The sequence below is a fragment of the Daejeonella lutea genome, from assembly GCF_900168015.1.
Classification (GTDB): domain Bacteria; phylum Bacteroidota; class Bacteroidia; order Sphingobacteriales; family Sphingobacteriaceae; genus Daejeonella; species Daejeonella lutea.
On the sequence record NZ_FUYR01000004.1, the window covers coordinates 44,326 to 59,965 of the forward strand.

The following is a 15,640-nucleotide window of genomic DNA, read 5'->3' on the forward strand; positions in this document are numbered from 1 at the left end:
AGTGTTTAAACCGGGGCGGAAGCGATAGCTTTTTTGCCAGTATAGATGTTGCAGGTTAAGACTCCATTTTTTGGCAAAAAACTAAAGCGTAGCACCGGACTATGGCATCCCAAAAGCTTCTGTCTCTGCTTTCCAAAAAGCCTCAACTCTTAATCCTTTGCACGACTTCCCGAATTTAATAAGCTATAATTTTTCAGATATTACTGCCCTCATGATATTGGGCGTTTAATCTACTCTTCAAATTCAGGATTATTACTCGATATATTCTACTGTGCTGTAATAAAACTTATCCTGATCACCTCACCACCAACTTATTATCTTTAAACTTTCCGATCAAATAATCCGCATATCTCATAAACCCAAGGTCCGTCATGTGAGTACCATCAACCGTCCCCTCATTATCATCACCGATAGCATTGGCCGAACTTATGTAATAGAGCCCTTTCATTCCTTCCTTCTGGAGTTTTGCAAATTCAACTTTCAGGGCATTATTCTTATCCTCAAAAGATTTTTTAATGCTGGCTTCGAATGGTATCCGGGCGTATTCTATATTTTCAACAAAAACAATAGGTGTGGACGGGTTTTTAGCACGCAGGGCTTTTGCTAACGGCATTACACTGTCTGTAACTTGTTTCGGTGTCATGTTCGGAAGGCAGTCTATAACATAAAAGGATGCCTTGATTTTAGAAATAACGTCTACAACGGGCGGGTCCATTCGTCCATTCCCGCTAAAGCCGAAATTATAGCAGTCTACGTTCATTTTTCTTGAAATGATGTTGGTGAATGCCATTCCGGGACGGGAAGCACATCCTCCCTGCAATATGCTAGTTCCATAAAAAACAATTGGCAGCAATGTTTCTGGATTCGGTTTTTTAATATAGCTGGTGCTGTCAATACCGACTTCGAGGTGAGTTGTTCCGTCGTAAAGGGGGAGATATATCTTAAATTCGTGCTCGCCCGGAGCGAGGGAAGTGAGCAGGGTAGCCTCGTTTTCTATTGCAGTTGGCCGGCCGGTATTGACATAAACCCATTTGCCATTCACTTTACAGTACAGATCAACACCTTTAATTCCTGTAGATGCCATGTGATTGAGCTTGGTATCATTCAGAACACCCCATTTAACTTTTATCGACGGCGAGTTCGTGATAAACCTTGCTGTCAGCCCTGCTGAATTCTTGGAAAGGTCCCAGACAGCCTGTCGTACTTTGCCTTTTGATGCAAGGGGCAAGCGATCGTAAGGGCTTTCTTTTTCTGATTCAGGAATTCCCGTTCCTTCAATAAGAAAGCTTTCTTTACCATAATATTTGCTGTTGTCTTTTTTCGCAGGGGCTTCCTGGGCAATGCTTAACGAGTAAGAGCAGCACAATAGGAAAATGTAAAAGCATCTTTTCATTGTTGTTGATTTTTGTGGAAGCAATATAGAGGTTTTATGGCGAGGAATGAAGTCGGAGGTCTGATGTCAGACGTCGGAGTGGGTGGTAAATACTTCTATAATTGTATCTTTACATTTAGTCCAGATGTAGCAAATCATCAGACCTCCGACTTCAAACTTCATATCCCTGCCTCTGACATCAATGACTGAACAAGCCACGTCCGCAAAAGACAAATTCTCATCAAATGAAATCCTCGTAATTCTGCTCCTGGCTCTGACTCAGTTTACCGTGGTTCTGGATTTTATGGTCATGTCGCCCCTGGGAGATATGCTGATGAAATCAATGGACCTTTCTACATCGCAATTTGGATTTTCTGTTTCTGCCTATGCATTCAGTGCGGGATTGTCAGGGTTATTGACTGCTGGATTCGCGGATCGATTTGACCGGAAGAAGCTGCTGCTGTTTTTTTACATCGGATTTATTCTGGGGACTTTATTCTGCGGGCTGACGACTTCTTACCCGATGCTGCTTGCAGCAAGGATTTTCACGGGGCTCTTTGGCGGTGTTATCGGCTCTATTTCGATGGCTATTGTAACCGACATTTTTCCAATAGAACGCCGGGGCCGTGTTATGGGCTTCATGCAGATGGGTTTTGGTGCCAGCCAGGTTCTTGGTATTCCAATAAGTCTGTATATCGCCAATATGTGGGGTTGGCAATCTCCATTCTTAATGATTGTTGGTTTGGCGACGATCATCTGGCTTGTTATTGTATTCAAACTTCAGCCAATAAACAAACACCTGGCCCTGCAAAGTGATCGTAGCGCGTTCAGTCACTTGTGGCATACAGTATCGAAGAAAAATTACCGCATAGGGTTTTTAGCTACCGCTTTTTTATCGCTTGGCGGCTTTATGATGATGCCCTGGGGCAGCGCCTTTGCTGTAAACAACCTTCATGTTACCGTTCATCAGCTTCCAATCCTGTTCATGTTTTCAGGAGTCTGCTCATTAATCATAATGCCTGTTGCCGGTAAGCTGAGTGACCGGTTTGATAAGTTTAAGCTTTTTACAATCGCTTCTGTATGGCTTAGTATCGTTGTGATCATCTATACAAATATGGGTCCGACGGCATTTTGGCTGGTGCTAATAATGAATATCGGTTTTATGATCGGGATAATGAGCCGTATGGTTCCGGCAATAGCGCTTTCCTCGGCGCTGCCCGCTAAAGAAGATCGAGGGGCATTTATGGGTATAAACGCTTCACTCCAGCAGATTGCCGGCGGTGCAGCAGCTGCCGTCGGTGGAATGATCGTGGTGCAGCAGGATAAGTTTAGTCCGCTGGAACACTATGATACTTTGGGTTATGTTATTGTCGTCCTTTCTGCGATTTCGATATTTCTGCTGTACCGAGTTAGCGTTATTGTCAAAGCGCAGAAAAATGAAAATGGGAAAGGTTAAAATGGAGAATCGAGAATTGAGAGTTGAGACCCGATAGCTATAGGGTGTGCTGGAGGAATAGGCCTGGCCCATAGCCGCAATGGTACGACACACCTGAAACCTGATACCTGAAACCTGATACCTGAAACCTGATACCCTGAGCCCTGATACCCGACACCGGATACTTGCTTCCAGTCACGAGCTACCCAACATCTCCTAATCCCGTGCTCGTTTCACGATGCTCGTTTCCCTTATCCCAAACTATTTCCGTAATTTGCAGATTAGTAAAAGCACATTTTGAACTATGTTATCAAAAAAGACACGCTACGCTTTAAAAGCCCTGGTGGTATTAGGGAAGAATTTTGGTCAGGCACCCTTACAGATTTCAAGAATAGCTTCCGAAGAGAATATTCCTAAGAAATTTCTTGAACAGATCTTGCTCGACCTAAGAAATGCGGGCCTGCTTTTTAGTAAAAAAGGATCTGGAGGGGGTTACGGCCTTGTTAAAGACCCTGCGGAGATCTTCCTCGTGCAGGTGTTAAGACTTACCGGCGGCCCTGTTTCATTACTTCCTTGCGTAAGTCTTAATTTCTACCAGAAATGTGATGAGTGTATCAACGAAGGTACGTGCGGAGTTCGCGATGTATTTCTCGATGTGAGGAATGCTACTCTAAAAGTTCTGAGCGAAACAAGTATTGCTGATATCATCAAAAGGGAGAGTAAACTAGCAAATGACATGGGTTTGTAAAAAAAGTGCGGGATAGACTACCATTTCTATATACTTTATATTATATTTGACCAATGAAATCAAAAAGCACCTATATGTTCACTGCTGTAATGACGAATTGTTGTTATATGGGATGCCTGGTTTCATAATTGAAGAAGATTAGATATAATATTAAGTAATATACATAAACCTCTTCAACTCCGGTAGAAGAGGTTTTTTTGTACAAAATAAATAATGGAGAGTTTCAGAACAGAATTAGAAAATCCAATCGTTCAGAAGGATATCATAGATCTCGAGAGAAAGATCAGAGAATTTCGTGAAGGCAAGATACACGATGAAAAATTTCGTAGTCTTCGCTTAGCTCGCGGAATTTATGGACAAAGGCAGCCGGGTGTCCAGATGATCCGGATCAAACTGCCTTTCGGGAAAGTAACGTTTAAACAAATACTGAAGATTGCAGATATTTCTGATGAGTATGCCAGCAGTAATCTCCATTTAACCACTCGTCAGGATATTCAGATCCATTACGTGAGTCTGGACCGCACACCCGAGCTATGGGCAAAACTTGAGGAAGATGACATAACCCTGCGCGAAGCTTGCGGAAATACAGTGAGGAATGTTACAGCATCGCCATCAGCGGGAATTGACCCGGCGGAGCCATTTGATGTTGCTCCATATGCTCATGCTACATTCAAGTATTTTCTAAGAAATCCTATTTGCCAGGAGATGGGCAGAAAGTTTAAGATAGCTTTCTCTTCCAGCGAGGCTGATAGCGCTTTCACTTATATCCACGATCTTGGATTCATACCCAAAGTTAAAAACATCGATGGCCAGGAAGTCCGTGGCTTTAAAGTGTTATTTGGCGGAGGTCTCGGAGCTCAGCCTGCCATTGCTCATGCAATCAACGACTTTCTGCATGAGGATGATCTTATACCTTATATCGAAAGTACCCTGCGTGTGTTTGACAGACATGGCGAGCGGAACAATCGGAATAAGGCAAGGATGAAATTCCTGGTTGCTAAACTTGGCCTTGAAGAAGTTCTGCGTTTAATTGAAGAAGAAAAAACGGCAAATAAGTCGAGTAAGTTCGTTATTGATCGTGAGACAATACAGCTTCCGCAGATACCTGAACAGACCTCTTATCCCGAGGTGATCATATCAGATCAGCAGCATTACGACAACTGGTTAAGGAGTAATGTCTTTGAGCAGAAACAGCAGGGATTTTACGGCGTTTACATCAAAGTCACTACCGGGGATATCCCTACTGCTAAAGCCCGGAAATTTATAGAGGCAATTAAGGACATTGTTGCTGACGAGATCAGGATCACCATTAATCAGGGATTGCTTTTGAAATTTGTCAGGAAGGAGGCTTTGCCGCTGCTGTTTGAACGATTAAAAGAGCTAGATTTTGCCAAACCTGGATTTGACAGTGTTGCGGATGTTACAACATGCCCGGGAACTGACACCTGTAACCTCGGAATATCAAACAGCACGGAGCTTGCTCGGGTTCTTGAAGATCTAATTGAAGATGAATATGAAGAGCTTACCGACAACCAGGATATAAAGATCAAGATAAGTGGTTGTATGAACAGCTGCGGGCAGCATGGTCTCGCACAAATAGGATTCCACGGAAGTTCACTAAAGGCGGCCGGAAAAGTAGTTCCAGCTGCACAGGTTCTTTTGGGCGGAGGAACTCTGGGAGATGGACTGGGGCGTGCTGCAGAAAAAGTGATTAAGGTGCCATCTAAGCGGACAAAAGATGTTGTTCGCCTGGTACTTGACGATTATAGCCAGAATAAAGCTGGCGATGAGCTTTTCAACGACTTTTATGACAGGCTGGGTAAAGATCATTTCTATCAGCTTTTAAAGCCGCTTGCCGACCTCACTACACTTACTCCTGATGAATTCGTAGACTGGGGACATGAAGAAACCTTCTTTACAGCAATTGGTGTGGGAGAGTGTGCGGGAGTAGTGATCGACTTGGTTTCAACTCTGGTTCTTGAAGCTGAAGAAAAACTTCAATGGGCGATATCCTCGTTCGAAAACCAGGCATATGCTGATTCTATTTACCATGCCTATAGCGTATTAATAAGCGGTGCAAAAGCCCTTTTGCTGGATAAAGGAATCAATAGCAGTACACAAACCGGGATCATGCGTGATTTCGATGAACAATACAGAGATAGCCAGATTCTTGAAGGGATAGACAGCTTCACCGAACTGGCATTACAGATTAATAAAAACGAGCCAACGCCAGAATTTGCACAGAATTATCTTGCATCAACAGTTGACTTCGTAAACAGAATTAAGATAGCAAAGGAGGCAGTTCAATTATGATAATTTCCAAAACAAAACAAGAAGTAAAAGAACCAAGGATTACTTTGGTTGGAGCTGGCCCTGGCGATGCGGAGCTTATAAGTTTAAAAGGGGTTCGTATTCTTAAATCAGCTGATGTGGTTTTGTATGATGCCCTTGTTAATAATGAACTGCTTGATTTCGCCCCTGAGCATGCCATGAAGGTATATGTGGGTAAACGGTCTGGTGATCATTCCTATTCACAGGAAGCGGTCAATAAGCTGATGATCGATTATGCTTTAAACTACGGGCATGTGGTTCGTCTTAAAGGCGGCGATCCATTTGTTTTCGGCCGCGGATTCGAAGAGTTGGAGATGGCTGCATCTTACAGCATTCCTGCGGAGGTAGTGCCTGGTATATCATCAAGTATTTCTGTACCTGCCCTGCAGGGGATTCCTGTTACCCACCGCGGTACCAGCGAAAGCTTTTGGGTAATTACGGGTACAACTACCAGCGGAGAGGTGTCTAAAGACCTATATGCGGCAGCTAAAACCGATGCCACCGTGGTGGTATTGATGGGAGTCAGGAAATTGAAAGAGATAGCGGCAATATTCGAAGCAGAAGGAAAAGGACGATTACCCGTAGCTGTTATTCAGAATGGGTCAATGGCAAACGAAAAGGTTGTTGTTGGCACTGTTGCGACGATTGCTGAAGCTGCCGCTGATCAAAAGATAGGTGCACCGGCTCTAATCGTATTTGGTGAAGTTGTTGGTTTACATGCGCTGTATCAGCCAATCCGTGCATTCTATGAGTGTTCTGAGTAAAGAACATACCAATCTCAGCTCAGTTACAATTGGAAATCAGTTGTTTCCTGTGTTCCTTAAGCTGAATGAGCTGAAGGTGCTGCTTGTTGGAGCGGGAAATATTGGTCTTGAAAAACTTAATGCCCTGCTTGCGAACAGTCCGGAGACACAGATAAGCATTGTTGCTGAAAGGTTTTTACCAGAGGTTATCGATCTTGCCGGTAAATTCCCTGGAATATATTCAAACTACAGGAAATTTCAACCCAGCGATCTGGATGGTCAGGATCTGATAGTCATAGCTACCGGCGATAATGTTCTGAATGCAGAGATAAGGAGTTTGGCACGTGAACGGCACCTGCTTATTAACGTGGCGGACAAGCCTGAACTATGCGACTTCTATCTCGGGTCGATCGTAAAAAAAGGCGACCTGAAAATTGGTATTTCAACGAACGGTAAATCGCCTACGATAGCTAAACGTTTAAAGGAGGTTTTTCAGGAGAATCTCCCCGATGAACTGGATATTAGTTTGCAGCAAATGAATCAGCTGAGAAATACGCTCAAAGGCGATTTTGCTCATAAAGTGACCGAGCTGAATAAAGTAACCGCGTCGCTGGTGGGTGCTGATACTAAAATATCAGCTCCTGAAAAAAGGAAATGGATATTATGGGGTACTGCATTGGGCATTATCCTATCACTGGTGCTCTATTCTGTTTTTAGCATCTTCGTTAATTTATATAAATAGTATTTTTGCCGAAATGTCAATAATATGAAGGAATCATCCAAGTTTATCCGTACCCAAACCCCCAGATCATCTCAAAGGGAACATTCTGTGCCATTGTACCTTACATCAAGTTTTATGTTTGATGATGCGGAGCATGGAAGGGCAATGTTTACGGAGGAGGTTGAGGGTAATATTTATTCACGTTATTCAAATCCAAATACTTCAGAATTTATACAGAAGGTGTGCGACGCTGAGGGGGCAGAGGCCGGGCTCGCATTTTCATCCGGAATGGCTGCTGTTTTTGCATCCTTTGCAGGATTGTTGAAAAGCGGAGATCATATTGTTGCCTTTCGTTCTATTTTTGGCTCCACACACCAGTTGTTTACCCAGTTATTACCGAGATGGGGAATCACTACGACCTATGTGGATGCATCTAAGCCCGAAGATTTTGAAAAGGCTTTGCGTCCGGAAACTAAGATGGTGTTTTTAGAAACTCCTTCGAATCCTGGGCTGGAACTGGTTGATCTGGAATGGCTTGGTGCATTGAAAAAGAAACATAATTTCATTCTTAATGTAGATAATTGTTTCGCCACGCCTTATCTGCAAAAGCCTGTTCAGTACGGTGCTGATCTTGTAAGCCATTCATCAACAAAATACATGGACGGTCAGGGACGGGTTTTAGGAGGCATTGTAGTTGGCCGTAAAGACCTGATCAAGGAAATGATGTTCTTTATCAGACATACCGGGCCAGCAATGTCAGCATTCAATGCCTGGGTGTTTTCGAAAAGCCTGGAAACCCTGCCTGTGCGTATGGACCGCCATTGCAGTAATGCACTGAAGGTAGCCCAAGCTTTAGAAAAGCATAGCGACGTAGAAGTCGTCCGATATCCTTTTCTGCAATCGCACCCGCAGCATGATCTTGCAAAACGTCAGATGAAGCAGGGCGGCGGGATAGTGACTTTTATAATTAAGGGTGGAATGCAGCGTGCGATGAGTTTCCTCGATGCACTGGAAATGATCAGCTTATCGTCTAATCTTGGTGATACACGAACTATTGCAACCCACCCGGTATCTACCACCCATTCCAAGCTTACAGACGAGGAACGAGCCCAGATTGGCATTTTCCCCGGCACAATTCGTATTTCGGTAGGACTTGAGGATGCAGAGGATATTATTGCGGATCTGGCCCGGGCTTTAGACAATTCAAAATAAATTACATAATGAGTACTCAGAATTTACTTCAGGAGATAAAGGGTTTAGGGATCGTAGAATCACTGAAGTACATCGCTGATAAATATCCTGGGCAAGTAGTATTCTCTACCAGTTTTGGATGGGAAGACCAGGTGATATCACATATCATATTTAAAAATGATTTGCCTATCAAGGTGTTCACCCTGGAAACAGGCAGATTGTTTCCGGAAACGTACTACGTTTGGAACCGGACTCTTGAGATGTACGGAAAGCAAATCCACGCATATTATCCAAATACACTTGCTGTCGAAAACATGATCAGCACGAAAGGACCAAGCAGTTTTTACGAATCAGTGGAGAACCGTAAAGAATGCTGCGGGATTCGAAAAGTGGAGCCTTTAAAGCGGGCATTAGCAGGAAATTCGGTATGGATAACAGGTATCCGTGCTGACCAGTCAATGAACCGTGAGCACATGGATAACGTGGAGTGGGACGAAGGCAATCAAATCTTAAAATATCACCCAATTTTTGATTGGACATTGGATCAGGTAAAGCAATTTATCAGGGAAAATAATATCCCTTATAATCCGCTGCATGACAAAGGTTTTCCAAGTATCGGCTGCGCCCCATGTACTCGCGCTGTACGGGAAGGCGAAGATTTTCGTGCCGGAAGATGGTGGTGGGAAGATCAGAGTAAAAAGGAGTGTGGCTTACACACTACTACATAATATAATTATTCATCGGGAAGTGCTCCCCTTCCTTAAAGTGGAGCTGTCCCGCGCATGCGGGACTGAGGGGTTTAAGGCCCACGTGATTTTAACAAAATATGACTACACAGGACACAACGTATTTAGACCAGCTGGAAGCCGAAGCAATTCACATATTGCGCGAGGTTGCCGGCCAGTTTGAAAAACCAGCTTTGCTGTTTTCCGGAGGGAAGGATTCGATAACACTTGTCAGGCTTGCAGAAAAGGCATTCAGGCCGGGGAAATTCCCGTTTCCTTTAGTGCACATCGATACCGGGCATAATTTTCCAGAGACGATAAGCTATAGGGATAAAATGATTGAGAGGCTGGGCGAGAAGCTAATTGTAGGGTATGTGCAGGATTCAATCGACCAGGGTAAAGTGATTGAGCAGACTGGTAAGAATGCCAGCAGAAATGCATTGCAGACGGTCACGTTGCTCGACACAATAGCTGCCAATAAGTTTGATGCATGTATAGGAGGTGCCCGCAGGGATGAGGAAAAAGCCCGTGCCAAAGAACGAATCTTTTCTGTTCGCGATGAGTTTGGGCAGTGGGATCCGAAACGCCAGCGGCCTGAGTTATGGAACGTGTACAATGGCAAGATCCACAAAGGCGAAAACGTTCGTGTATTCCCAATAAGCAACTGGACTGAGCTTGATGTCTGGAACTATATACGCAGGGAAAAAATTGAGCTTCCAACCATCTATTTTGCCCACCAGCGTGATGTGATCACCAGGAATGGTCAATTGATGGCAGCGGCAGATTTCCTTAATATCGATGAACATGATCGTATTGAGCACAAGAATGTTCGTTTCCGCACTGTCGGGGACATGACCTGTACTGCGGCTGTGGAGTCAGACGCATTTTTAATAGATGATATAATTGAAGAAATAAGGTCCTCAAAGATCAGCGAAAGAGGAGCCCGTATGGATGATAAAGTTTCTGAAGCTGCAATGGAAGACCGCAAAAAGGGAGGATATTTTTAATGGATTTACTTAAATTTTTTACAGCAGGAAGTGTCGATGATGGTAAAAGTACCCTAATCGGCAGACTTCTTTATGATAGTGAATCTATACTGGCAGATCAGCTGGAAGCACTTCAGCAATCCAACCGCAAAAATGACGATGGGACAATTGACCTTGCAATTTTAACGGACGGACTAAAAGCGGAGCGCGAGCAGGGAATTACTATTGATGTCGCATATAAATATTTCCAGACCGATAAACGCAAATTTATCATTGCTGATACTCCGGGACATATTCAGTATACCCGGAATATGGTGACAGGTGCATCCAACTCTAATCTTGCCATCATTTTGGTAGATGCGAGGAATGGGGTTGTTGAACAAACAATCAGGCATTCATTTATAGTGTCGCTGCTGGAGCTGAAGCATGTTGTTGTTTGTATCAACAAAATGGACATGGTCGATTATAGTGAGCAGACCTTTAATGACATTCATAAAGCATATTCTGAGATCGCCACCAAGCTACATTTAAATGAAGTTACCTATATCCCGGTTAGTGCGCTGAAAGGGGATAATGTTGTTAATGTTTCCGGTAATATGCCGTGGTATACGGGTAAGAGTTTGCTGGATCATCTCGAAACTATCGAAGTAAATGAAGATGAAAAATCCCCGCAGGCGCGTATGCCGGTGCAATGGGTCATCAGACCGCAGACGGATGAGCTTCACGACTATCGTGGATATGCTGGCCGAGTGTCTAGTGGAAGTTTCCATGTGAATGACAAGGTTACTGTTTTGCCATCAGGGGTACGATCGGAGATCAGCAGGATTGAAACGTTTGGGCAGGACCAGGCTGAGATTCATAGCGGTATGTCAGTAACGCTTCATCTTAAAGATAATATCGATATAAGCAGGGGCGATATCCTCGTGAATTCTTCACATGAGCCGATAGTATCCCAGCTAATAGAAGCTGATTTATGCTGGATGGACACTCGACCGCTGGACGATTCGATGATGTACCTGATTCAGCATAACAGCAAACAAACGAAATGTAAGATCCGTGAAATTCTCCACAAAGTAAATATTAACACGCTAGATAAAATCCCAGCTGATAGCTTCCAGCTAAACGATATCGGCCGGATTGTCATAAAAACCGCTGATCCTCTTGCATTTGACCTATATCATGAGAATAAGCAAAATGGGGGGGCCATACTCATTGACAGCCGCACTAATTTGACTGTGGGAGCTTTGATGTTCAGGGCTTCAGTTGAATAATTTGCAAAGGATTAACTAACAAATGAGTAAGTTAGGCGATTAGCAATGTGCTGATTCGCATGCTCAATGGGTGATAGTATCTTAAAGTAAGCTAAAGTGAAAGTAGAATTAAAAAGAGTTAACGATGCGGTACATTTTGAAGGATCTGCGCCTTCATCGACAGTAAAGGTTCACATAGATGGCTCACCTGATATTGGTGGACAGGGGCTGGGTGTTAGACCTATGGAATTGGTGCTTATGGCCCTGGCTTCCTGTAGTTCGCTTGACTTCGTGAGCATCCTTAAAAAACAGAAACAGGACCTGCAGGATTTTTCTGTTTCCGTTGAAGGCCAACGCCGCGAGCAGATCCCGACGATATTCACCAAAATCCACATGACCTTCAACCTCAAGGGCAGCGTTGATCGGGACAAGGCAAACCGTGCTGCAGAGCTTGCAGTCAAGAAATATTGCTCTGTACATGATATGCTTGAAGCGGGTGGGGTGGAGATTACATATTCGATAACTATTGGGGAGTAATCCGGTACAGGGATCGCTTTAGGGAAAAGTATCAAGTATCAGGTATCAAGAAGCATCTCGGATTCCTGTCAGGATGAAGACGACTATGAGATAGTGAGGCCTTTTCAGTCAAGGGATTTTTAGTTTTTAACAAACCATTTATCATTTCCGTCCCAATATCTTGATACTTGATACTTGGCTCTTGATCCTTATTCATTCTTGACATTCAGCTTACATGTTGTAACATCTAATTTAATATTTTTGTTTAATCAAACTAAAACGATATGTCAGTAAAAACTAAATGGTCATTAGACCCAACTCACTCAGAGGTTCATTTCAAGGTAAAACACCTGGTGATCTCTACGGTTACGGGTACTTTCAAAACATTTGACGGTAGCTTCGCAACAGAAAATGAAGATTTCACGAACGCAGAAATTAATTTTTCCCTGGATGTCAATAGTATTGATACTAATCAGGAGCAACGTGATAATCACCTAAAATCAGGAGATTTCTTCGATGCGGAGAAATATCCGAAGATCACGTTCAAATCTACAGCATTTACCAAGGATGGAGATGACTATGTTTTACAAGGAGATTTGAGCATTAAGGATGTTACCAAACCAGTGAAACTTAATGTTGAGTATGGTGGAACCGCGACAGATTTTTATGGCAATGAGAAAGCCGGTTTTGAAATTACAGGAAAAATCAGCCGTAAGGAATTTGGTCTTACCTGGGATGCAGTAACTGAAGCTGGTGCAATTGTAGTTGGCGATGAAATCAAAATGAATATCAACGTTCAATTTGCAAAACAAGCTGAACAATAAACTTGCTTATGCCATTGTCTGACAGCCTATTCAGTTAATAGCTGAAACTGTTCAAGACATGGGTTAATCGATAAGGCTATTCGTGATGGGCGGATGGCCTTTTTTTTTACTTTTGCGCATGCTTTTTTTGAATTTTCTGATTGGTGCAATCGTCAATTTTATCGGTTATGTCCCCTTAGGGAATGTGAACCTGACGGTTGTCCAACTGACGGTCAACCGTGGAGCTAAAGCAGCCATGTATTTTATTGTTAGCTTTTCCGTTGTTGAATTCTTTTTCACCTATACCATCATGTATTTCGCCGACTGGTTTGCCGCCCAGCAGCGCTTTCTTTACTGGCTTGACTGGATACTGATATTTGTTTTTTTGATTCTGGGATTTTTAAGCTGGTTTAACCATCAAAAAGCCAGAGAAGTGAATTACTCGCTGAAAGACAGTGTCCGATACGGCTTAATACTTGGAGTTGTAAATCCAATGCAGATCCCTTTTTGGATGATAGGCGGAACCTATTTGATTAGCAATGGATGGGTTGAAACTGGCAATGGCGCATTGGCGGTGTTTAGTGCTGGTGCAGCTATAGGATCATTTTTTTGCCTGCTTGCCTTTGCCGAATTCAGTTCCTACCTGAACAAAAGATTTGCTTTCAGCAGCAAAGTAATCAACAGAAGTATTGCAGTAGTTTTCTTTTTACTGGCGGGGTACCATGTTATTAAGTTGACGGTGGGGAGTTGACAGTTGCACTTCAAAAGATTAATGATGTGTTCAAATTATTTACAAAGCGAGCATGTCAAAATTCGGTCCTTGTAAGGACACTGTCAACTTTCCACTGTTTAAATTCTCGTCCGTTCAAGATAATCCATATTATATTTCATGCTTTCCAGTGGAGTCTTTGCGTACTCCTCTTGCTCGATAAAGAAGTATTTTAATCCGGATTCGTTTTGGTTTTGAAGGACTTTGACAATGTCGAGGCCGCCTTTCCCAAATTCAGTGCTATGCTTTTTTTGGAGGTCCATATCTTTAAGATGCCACAGCGGGAAACGTCCTTTGTATTTTTTGAAGTATTCCAGAGGGTCATTTCCGCTTGCAACTACCCATCCCAAATCCAGTTCCATATGCACTAGTTTAGGATCGGTGTTATCCATCAGGACGTCATAAAGAACCTGGCCGCCAACCTTCTCGAATTCGTAATCGTGGTTATGGTACCCAAACTTTAATCCCATTTTTCTGCATTCCTCACCGCTGCGGTTGAAAACTTCGGCAGTCTGCTTATAATTATCAATGGTCTGTCCCGACTTTGGCATGCTCGAGCAGATCAGATACTCTTGCCCGGCTTCAGCTGCATCCTCCATGGTTTGTTGCCATTTGGCGTCTACCGCAACATGCCCGCTTCTTAAGGTCATACCGAGATCCTTGCACTCCTGCTTCATCTCTTTCCCTGTTAAGCCGTAGTAATTGCCTTTTGCACTTCTGGCAGATTCTATTTGTTTGATACCCAGATTTGCCAGTTGTTTTAATGTGCCTTTGGCATCTGCAAGCATTTCAGTTCTTACAGTATATAATTGAATGCCCGGGTTTTTGATTCTTGCCATGGCGAAGGTAAGCTCAGGAAGAATCATTGAACCGAGTGCCAGTGCTCCGGCAGACTTTATAAAATGACGGCGTGTTTTCATAAGTGCTAGTTTGGAGATGAAATTAGGGTTTTTGCGGGGGAAAAGGAAATTGAAATGATAATGAGATTTACGGCTCACTTCAGGAATTCTAAATTCCAAATCTTCTCTGCTTTCCTGCCGATCAGCCAGAATGACAACGCAAGAACAGCGAAGAAAATTGTTTTATCAGTGATGTCCCATAGGTACTCAAAATACCGGCTGTACAAATTGATTAAGAGGAATGTTATTCCAAACTCGCGGGCGATAAGATCTTTGTTGCGGAGCCCGTATGCGGTGAATGCAATTGAAACTATAACTGAGATTATGCCCCAATAAAGCAGATCAATTTGTTTGACTTTCATCCAGTCTTCGAGCGTTGCAAAATTGCCGAAGATCGACAGGAGCCACAATGAAATAAATAGATAAAGAAGTCCTATGATGTAGGTAAGATTACGGAACTCATTTATTTTCTGGATCCTCAACATGGCAAAGCTGAAAGCTACCAGAAGCCCCCCAAACGCTACGAAACGGAGCGGGTAGTTCATTCCCAGGAAATAATGACTCCAGTCAGTCTGGTAGCCGGTCTCTGTACCAAACCAGCTTCCAAGGGATACAAGGGCGAAAGCCCAGATCAGACCAGAACGAAACTTTAATGCCAGCAGGGCATAAACGATTACAGAAAGGAGGAATAGGATGGAAAAATGACCTTTGCCATTGTCGAATGTTTTTCCAAGATAAGCAATGCAGCATGCGGTGAGCAGTATGCCGAAGAAAACGATCGCCTCATTGCTGAAAACACGTTCAGGGTATCTGTTCTTTCGTTTGCTGCCTTCGTACAAAAGTCCTGCGGCTAATAATCCGGAAATAAGGCTAATGATAATGTCGGGAGTATCGTATAGTTTTTCGAGCCAGGTGATTACTACGTCATCGATTATCAATGATGCTATGGCGATAATGCCACAGGCCAGGGCAACCCAAAACGAATACTGAGCTAAACGCTTCCAGTCAAAGCCTTTTACTTCATAGGACGTATGTAGCTTTTCGGCTGTCGCAGAATCTATAAGTCCTTCGGATTCCCATTTACGGATAGCGGAATCCAGAAACTCGCTTTCCTGCTTGTCAAGGTTTAATTTGGCCAATGCTTTATTATA

General features: G+C 43.3%; 15 protein-coding genes. 12 read left to right on the forward strand and 3 right to left on the reverse strand.

Going from position 1 to position 15,640, the window contains the following annotated elements; all coding sequences use genetic code 11:
• Nucleotides 1-295: 295 nt before the first annotated feature.
• A complete protein-coding gene (locus B5X60_RS15365) occupies nucleotides 296-1,393 on the reverse strand; it encodes an SGNH/GDSL hydrolase family protein (protein ID WP_079703616.1) in 1,098 nt (365 codons plus the stop codon).
• Between the two features lie 181 nt (nucleotides 1,394-1,574).
• Here B5X60_RS15365 and B5X60_RS15370 point away from each other — a divergent pair, with 181 nt between their 5' ends.
• The 12 genes from B5X60_RS15370 (at nucleotide 1,575) to B5X60_RS15425 (ending at nucleotide 13,572) form a co-directional block, all read left to right on the forward strand.
• Nucleotides 1,575-2,828 carry an MFS transporter gene (locus B5X60_RS15370; RefSeq protein WP_079703617.1) on the forward strand — a complete coding sequence of 418 codons (1,254 nt, stop codon included), beginning with the start codon at nucleotides 1,575-1,577 and terminating at the stop codon, nucleotides 2,826-2,828.
• Between the two features lie 283 nt (nucleotides 2,829-3,111).
• Nucleotides 3,112-3,555, forward strand: coding sequence for an RrF2 family transcriptional regulator (locus B5X60_RS15375; RefSeq protein ID WP_079703618.1), 444 nt, complete (start codon nucleotides 3,112-3,114; stop codon nucleotides 3,553-3,555).
• Between the two features lie 213 nt (nucleotides 3,556-3,768).
• On the forward strand, nucleotides 3,769-5,868 hold the full coding sequence (locus B5X60_RS15380) for a HEPN domain-containing protein (protein WP_079703619.1): 2,100 nt from the start codon (nucleotides 3,769-3,771) through the stop codon (nucleotides 5,866-5,868).
• Nucleotides 5,865-6,650 (forward strand): uroporphyrinogen-III C-methyltransferase, encoded by a 786-nt coding sequence (cobA, locus tag B5X60_RS15385; protein ID WP_079703620.1) that lies wholly within the window; start codon nucleotides 5,865-5,867, stop codon nucleotides 6,648-6,650. The genes B5X60_RS15380 and cobA overlap by 4 nt, the downstream gene beginning before the upstream one ends.
• Nucleotides 6,634-7,371 carry a precorrin-2 dehydrogenase/sirohydrochlorin ferrochelatase family protein gene (locus tag B5X60_RS15390; protein WP_079703621.1) on the forward strand — a complete coding sequence of 246 codons (738 nt, stop codon included), beginning with the start codon at nucleotides 6,634-6,636 and terminating at the stop codon, nucleotides 7,369-7,371. The genes cobA and B5X60_RS15390 overlap by 17 nt, the downstream gene beginning before the upstream one ends.
• 24 nt (nucleotides 7,372-7,395) lie before the next feature.
• Nucleotides 7,396-8,562: a trans-sulfuration enzyme family protein gene (locus tag B5X60_RS15395; protein ID WP_079703622.1), complete on the forward strand. Its 1,167-nt coding sequence runs from the start codon at nucleotides 7,396-7,398 to the stop codon at nucleotides 8,560-8,562.
• Between the two features lie 8 nt (nucleotides 8,563-8,570).
• Complete coding sequence (locus B5X60_RS15400) at nucleotides 8,571-9,269, forward strand: phosphoadenylyl-sulfate reductase (RefSeq protein ID WP_079703623.1); 699 nt, start codon at nucleotides 8,571-8,573, stop codon at nucleotides 9,267-9,269.
• A gap of 98 nt (nucleotides 9,270-9,367) precedes the next feature.
• Entirely contained in the window at nucleotides 9,368-10,273 is a 906-nt protein-coding gene (cysD, locus tag B5X60_RS15405; protein WP_079703624.1) for a sulfate adenylyltransferase subunit CysD, read from the forward strand.
• Nucleotides 10,273-11,523, forward strand: a complete 1,251-nt coding sequence (locus B5X60_RS15410; protein WP_079703625.1) for a sulfate adenylyltransferase subunit 1 — start codon at nucleotides 10,273-10,275, stop codon at nucleotides 11,521-11,523. The genes cysD and B5X60_RS15410 overlap by 1 nt, the downstream gene beginning before the upstream one ends.
• A gap of 96 nt (nucleotides 11,524-11,619) precedes the next feature.
• On the forward strand, nucleotides 11,620-12,039 hold the full coding sequence (locus B5X60_RS15415; protein ID WP_079703626.1) for an OsmC family protein: 420 nt from the start codon (nucleotides 11,620-11,622) through the stop codon (nucleotides 12,037-12,039).
• Between the two features lie 263 nt (nucleotides 12,040-12,302).
• Nucleotides 12,303-12,842, forward strand: a complete 540-nt coding sequence (locus B5X60_RS15420; protein ID WP_079703627.1) for a YceI family protein — start codon at nucleotides 12,303-12,305, stop codon at nucleotides 12,840-12,842.
• Nucleotides 12,843-12,960: 118 nt separating this feature from the next.
• The gene (locus B5X60_RS15425) at nucleotides 12,961-13,572 is read left to right on the forward strand and encodes a LysE family transporter (RefSeq protein WP_079703628.1); all 612 of its coding nucleotides are present in this window, start codon (nucleotides 12,961-12,963) and stop codon (nucleotides 13,570-13,572) included.
• Between the two features lie 98 nt (nucleotides 13,573-13,670).
• On the opposite strand, the gene B5X60_RS15430 is transcribed toward B5X60_RS15425, so the two are convergent.
• Entirely contained in the window at nucleotides 13,671-14,510 is an 840-nt protein-coding gene (locus tag B5X60_RS15430; protein ID WP_079703738.1) for a sugar phosphate isomerase/epimerase family protein, read from the reverse strand.
• A gap of 74 nt (nucleotides 14,511-14,584) precedes the next feature.
• Entirely contained in the window at nucleotides 14,585-15,628 is a 1,044-nt protein-coding gene (locus B5X60_RS15435) for a DUF2157 domain-containing protein (RefSeq protein WP_079703629.1), read from the reverse strand.
• Nucleotides 15,629-15,640: the final 12 nt, after the last annotated feature.

Coding starts and splice junctions, on each gene's coding strand:
- B5X60_RS15365 (WP_079703616.1), bottom strand. CDS start 1,393: ATGAAAAGATGCTTTTACATTTTCCTATTGTGCTGCTCTTACTCGTTA.
- B5X60_RS15370 (WP_079703617.1), top strand. CDS start 1,575: ATGACTGAACAAGCCACGTCCGCAAAAGACAAATTCTCATCAAATGAA.
- B5X60_RS15375 (WP_079703618.1), top strand. CDS start 3,112: ATGTTATCAAAAAAGACACGCTACGCTTTAAAAGCCCTGGTGGTATTA.
- B5X60_RS15380 (WP_079703619.1), top strand. CDS start 3,769: ATGGAGAGTTTCAGAACAGAATTAGAAAATCCAATCGTTCAGAAGGAT.
- cobA (WP_079703620.1), top strand. CDS start 5,865: ATGATAATTTCCAAAACAAAACAAGAAGTAAAAGAACCAAGGATTACT.
- B5X60_RS15390 (WP_079703621.1), top strand. CDS start 6,634: ATGAGTGTTCTGAGTAAAGAACATACCAATCTCAGCTCAGTTACAATT.
- B5X60_RS15395 (WP_079703622.1), top strand. CDS start 7,396: ATGAAGGAATCATCCAAGTTTATCCGTACCCAAACCCCCAGATCATCT.
- B5X60_RS15400 (WP_079703623.1), top strand. CDS start 8,571: ATGAGTACTCAGAATTTACTTCAGGAGATAAAGGGTTTAGGGATCGTA.
- cysD (WP_079703624.1), top strand. CDS start 9,368: ATGACTACACAGGACACAACGTATTTAGACCAGCTGGAAGCCGAAGCA.
- B5X60_RS15410 (WP_079703625.1), top strand. CDS start 10,273: ATGGATTTACTTAAATTTTTTACAGCAGGAAGTGTCGATGATGGTAAA.
- B5X60_RS15420 (WP_079703627.1), top strand. CDS start 12,303: ATGTCAGTAAAAACTAAATGGTCATTAGACCCAACTCACTCAGAGGTT.
- B5X60_RS15425 (WP_079703628.1), top strand. CDS start 12,961: ATGCTTTTTTTGAATTTTCTGATTGGTGCAATCGTCAATTTTATCGGT.
- B5X60_RS15430 (WP_079703738.1), bottom strand. CDS start 14,510: ATGAAAACACGCCGTCATTTTATAAAGTCTGCCGGAGCACTGGCACTC.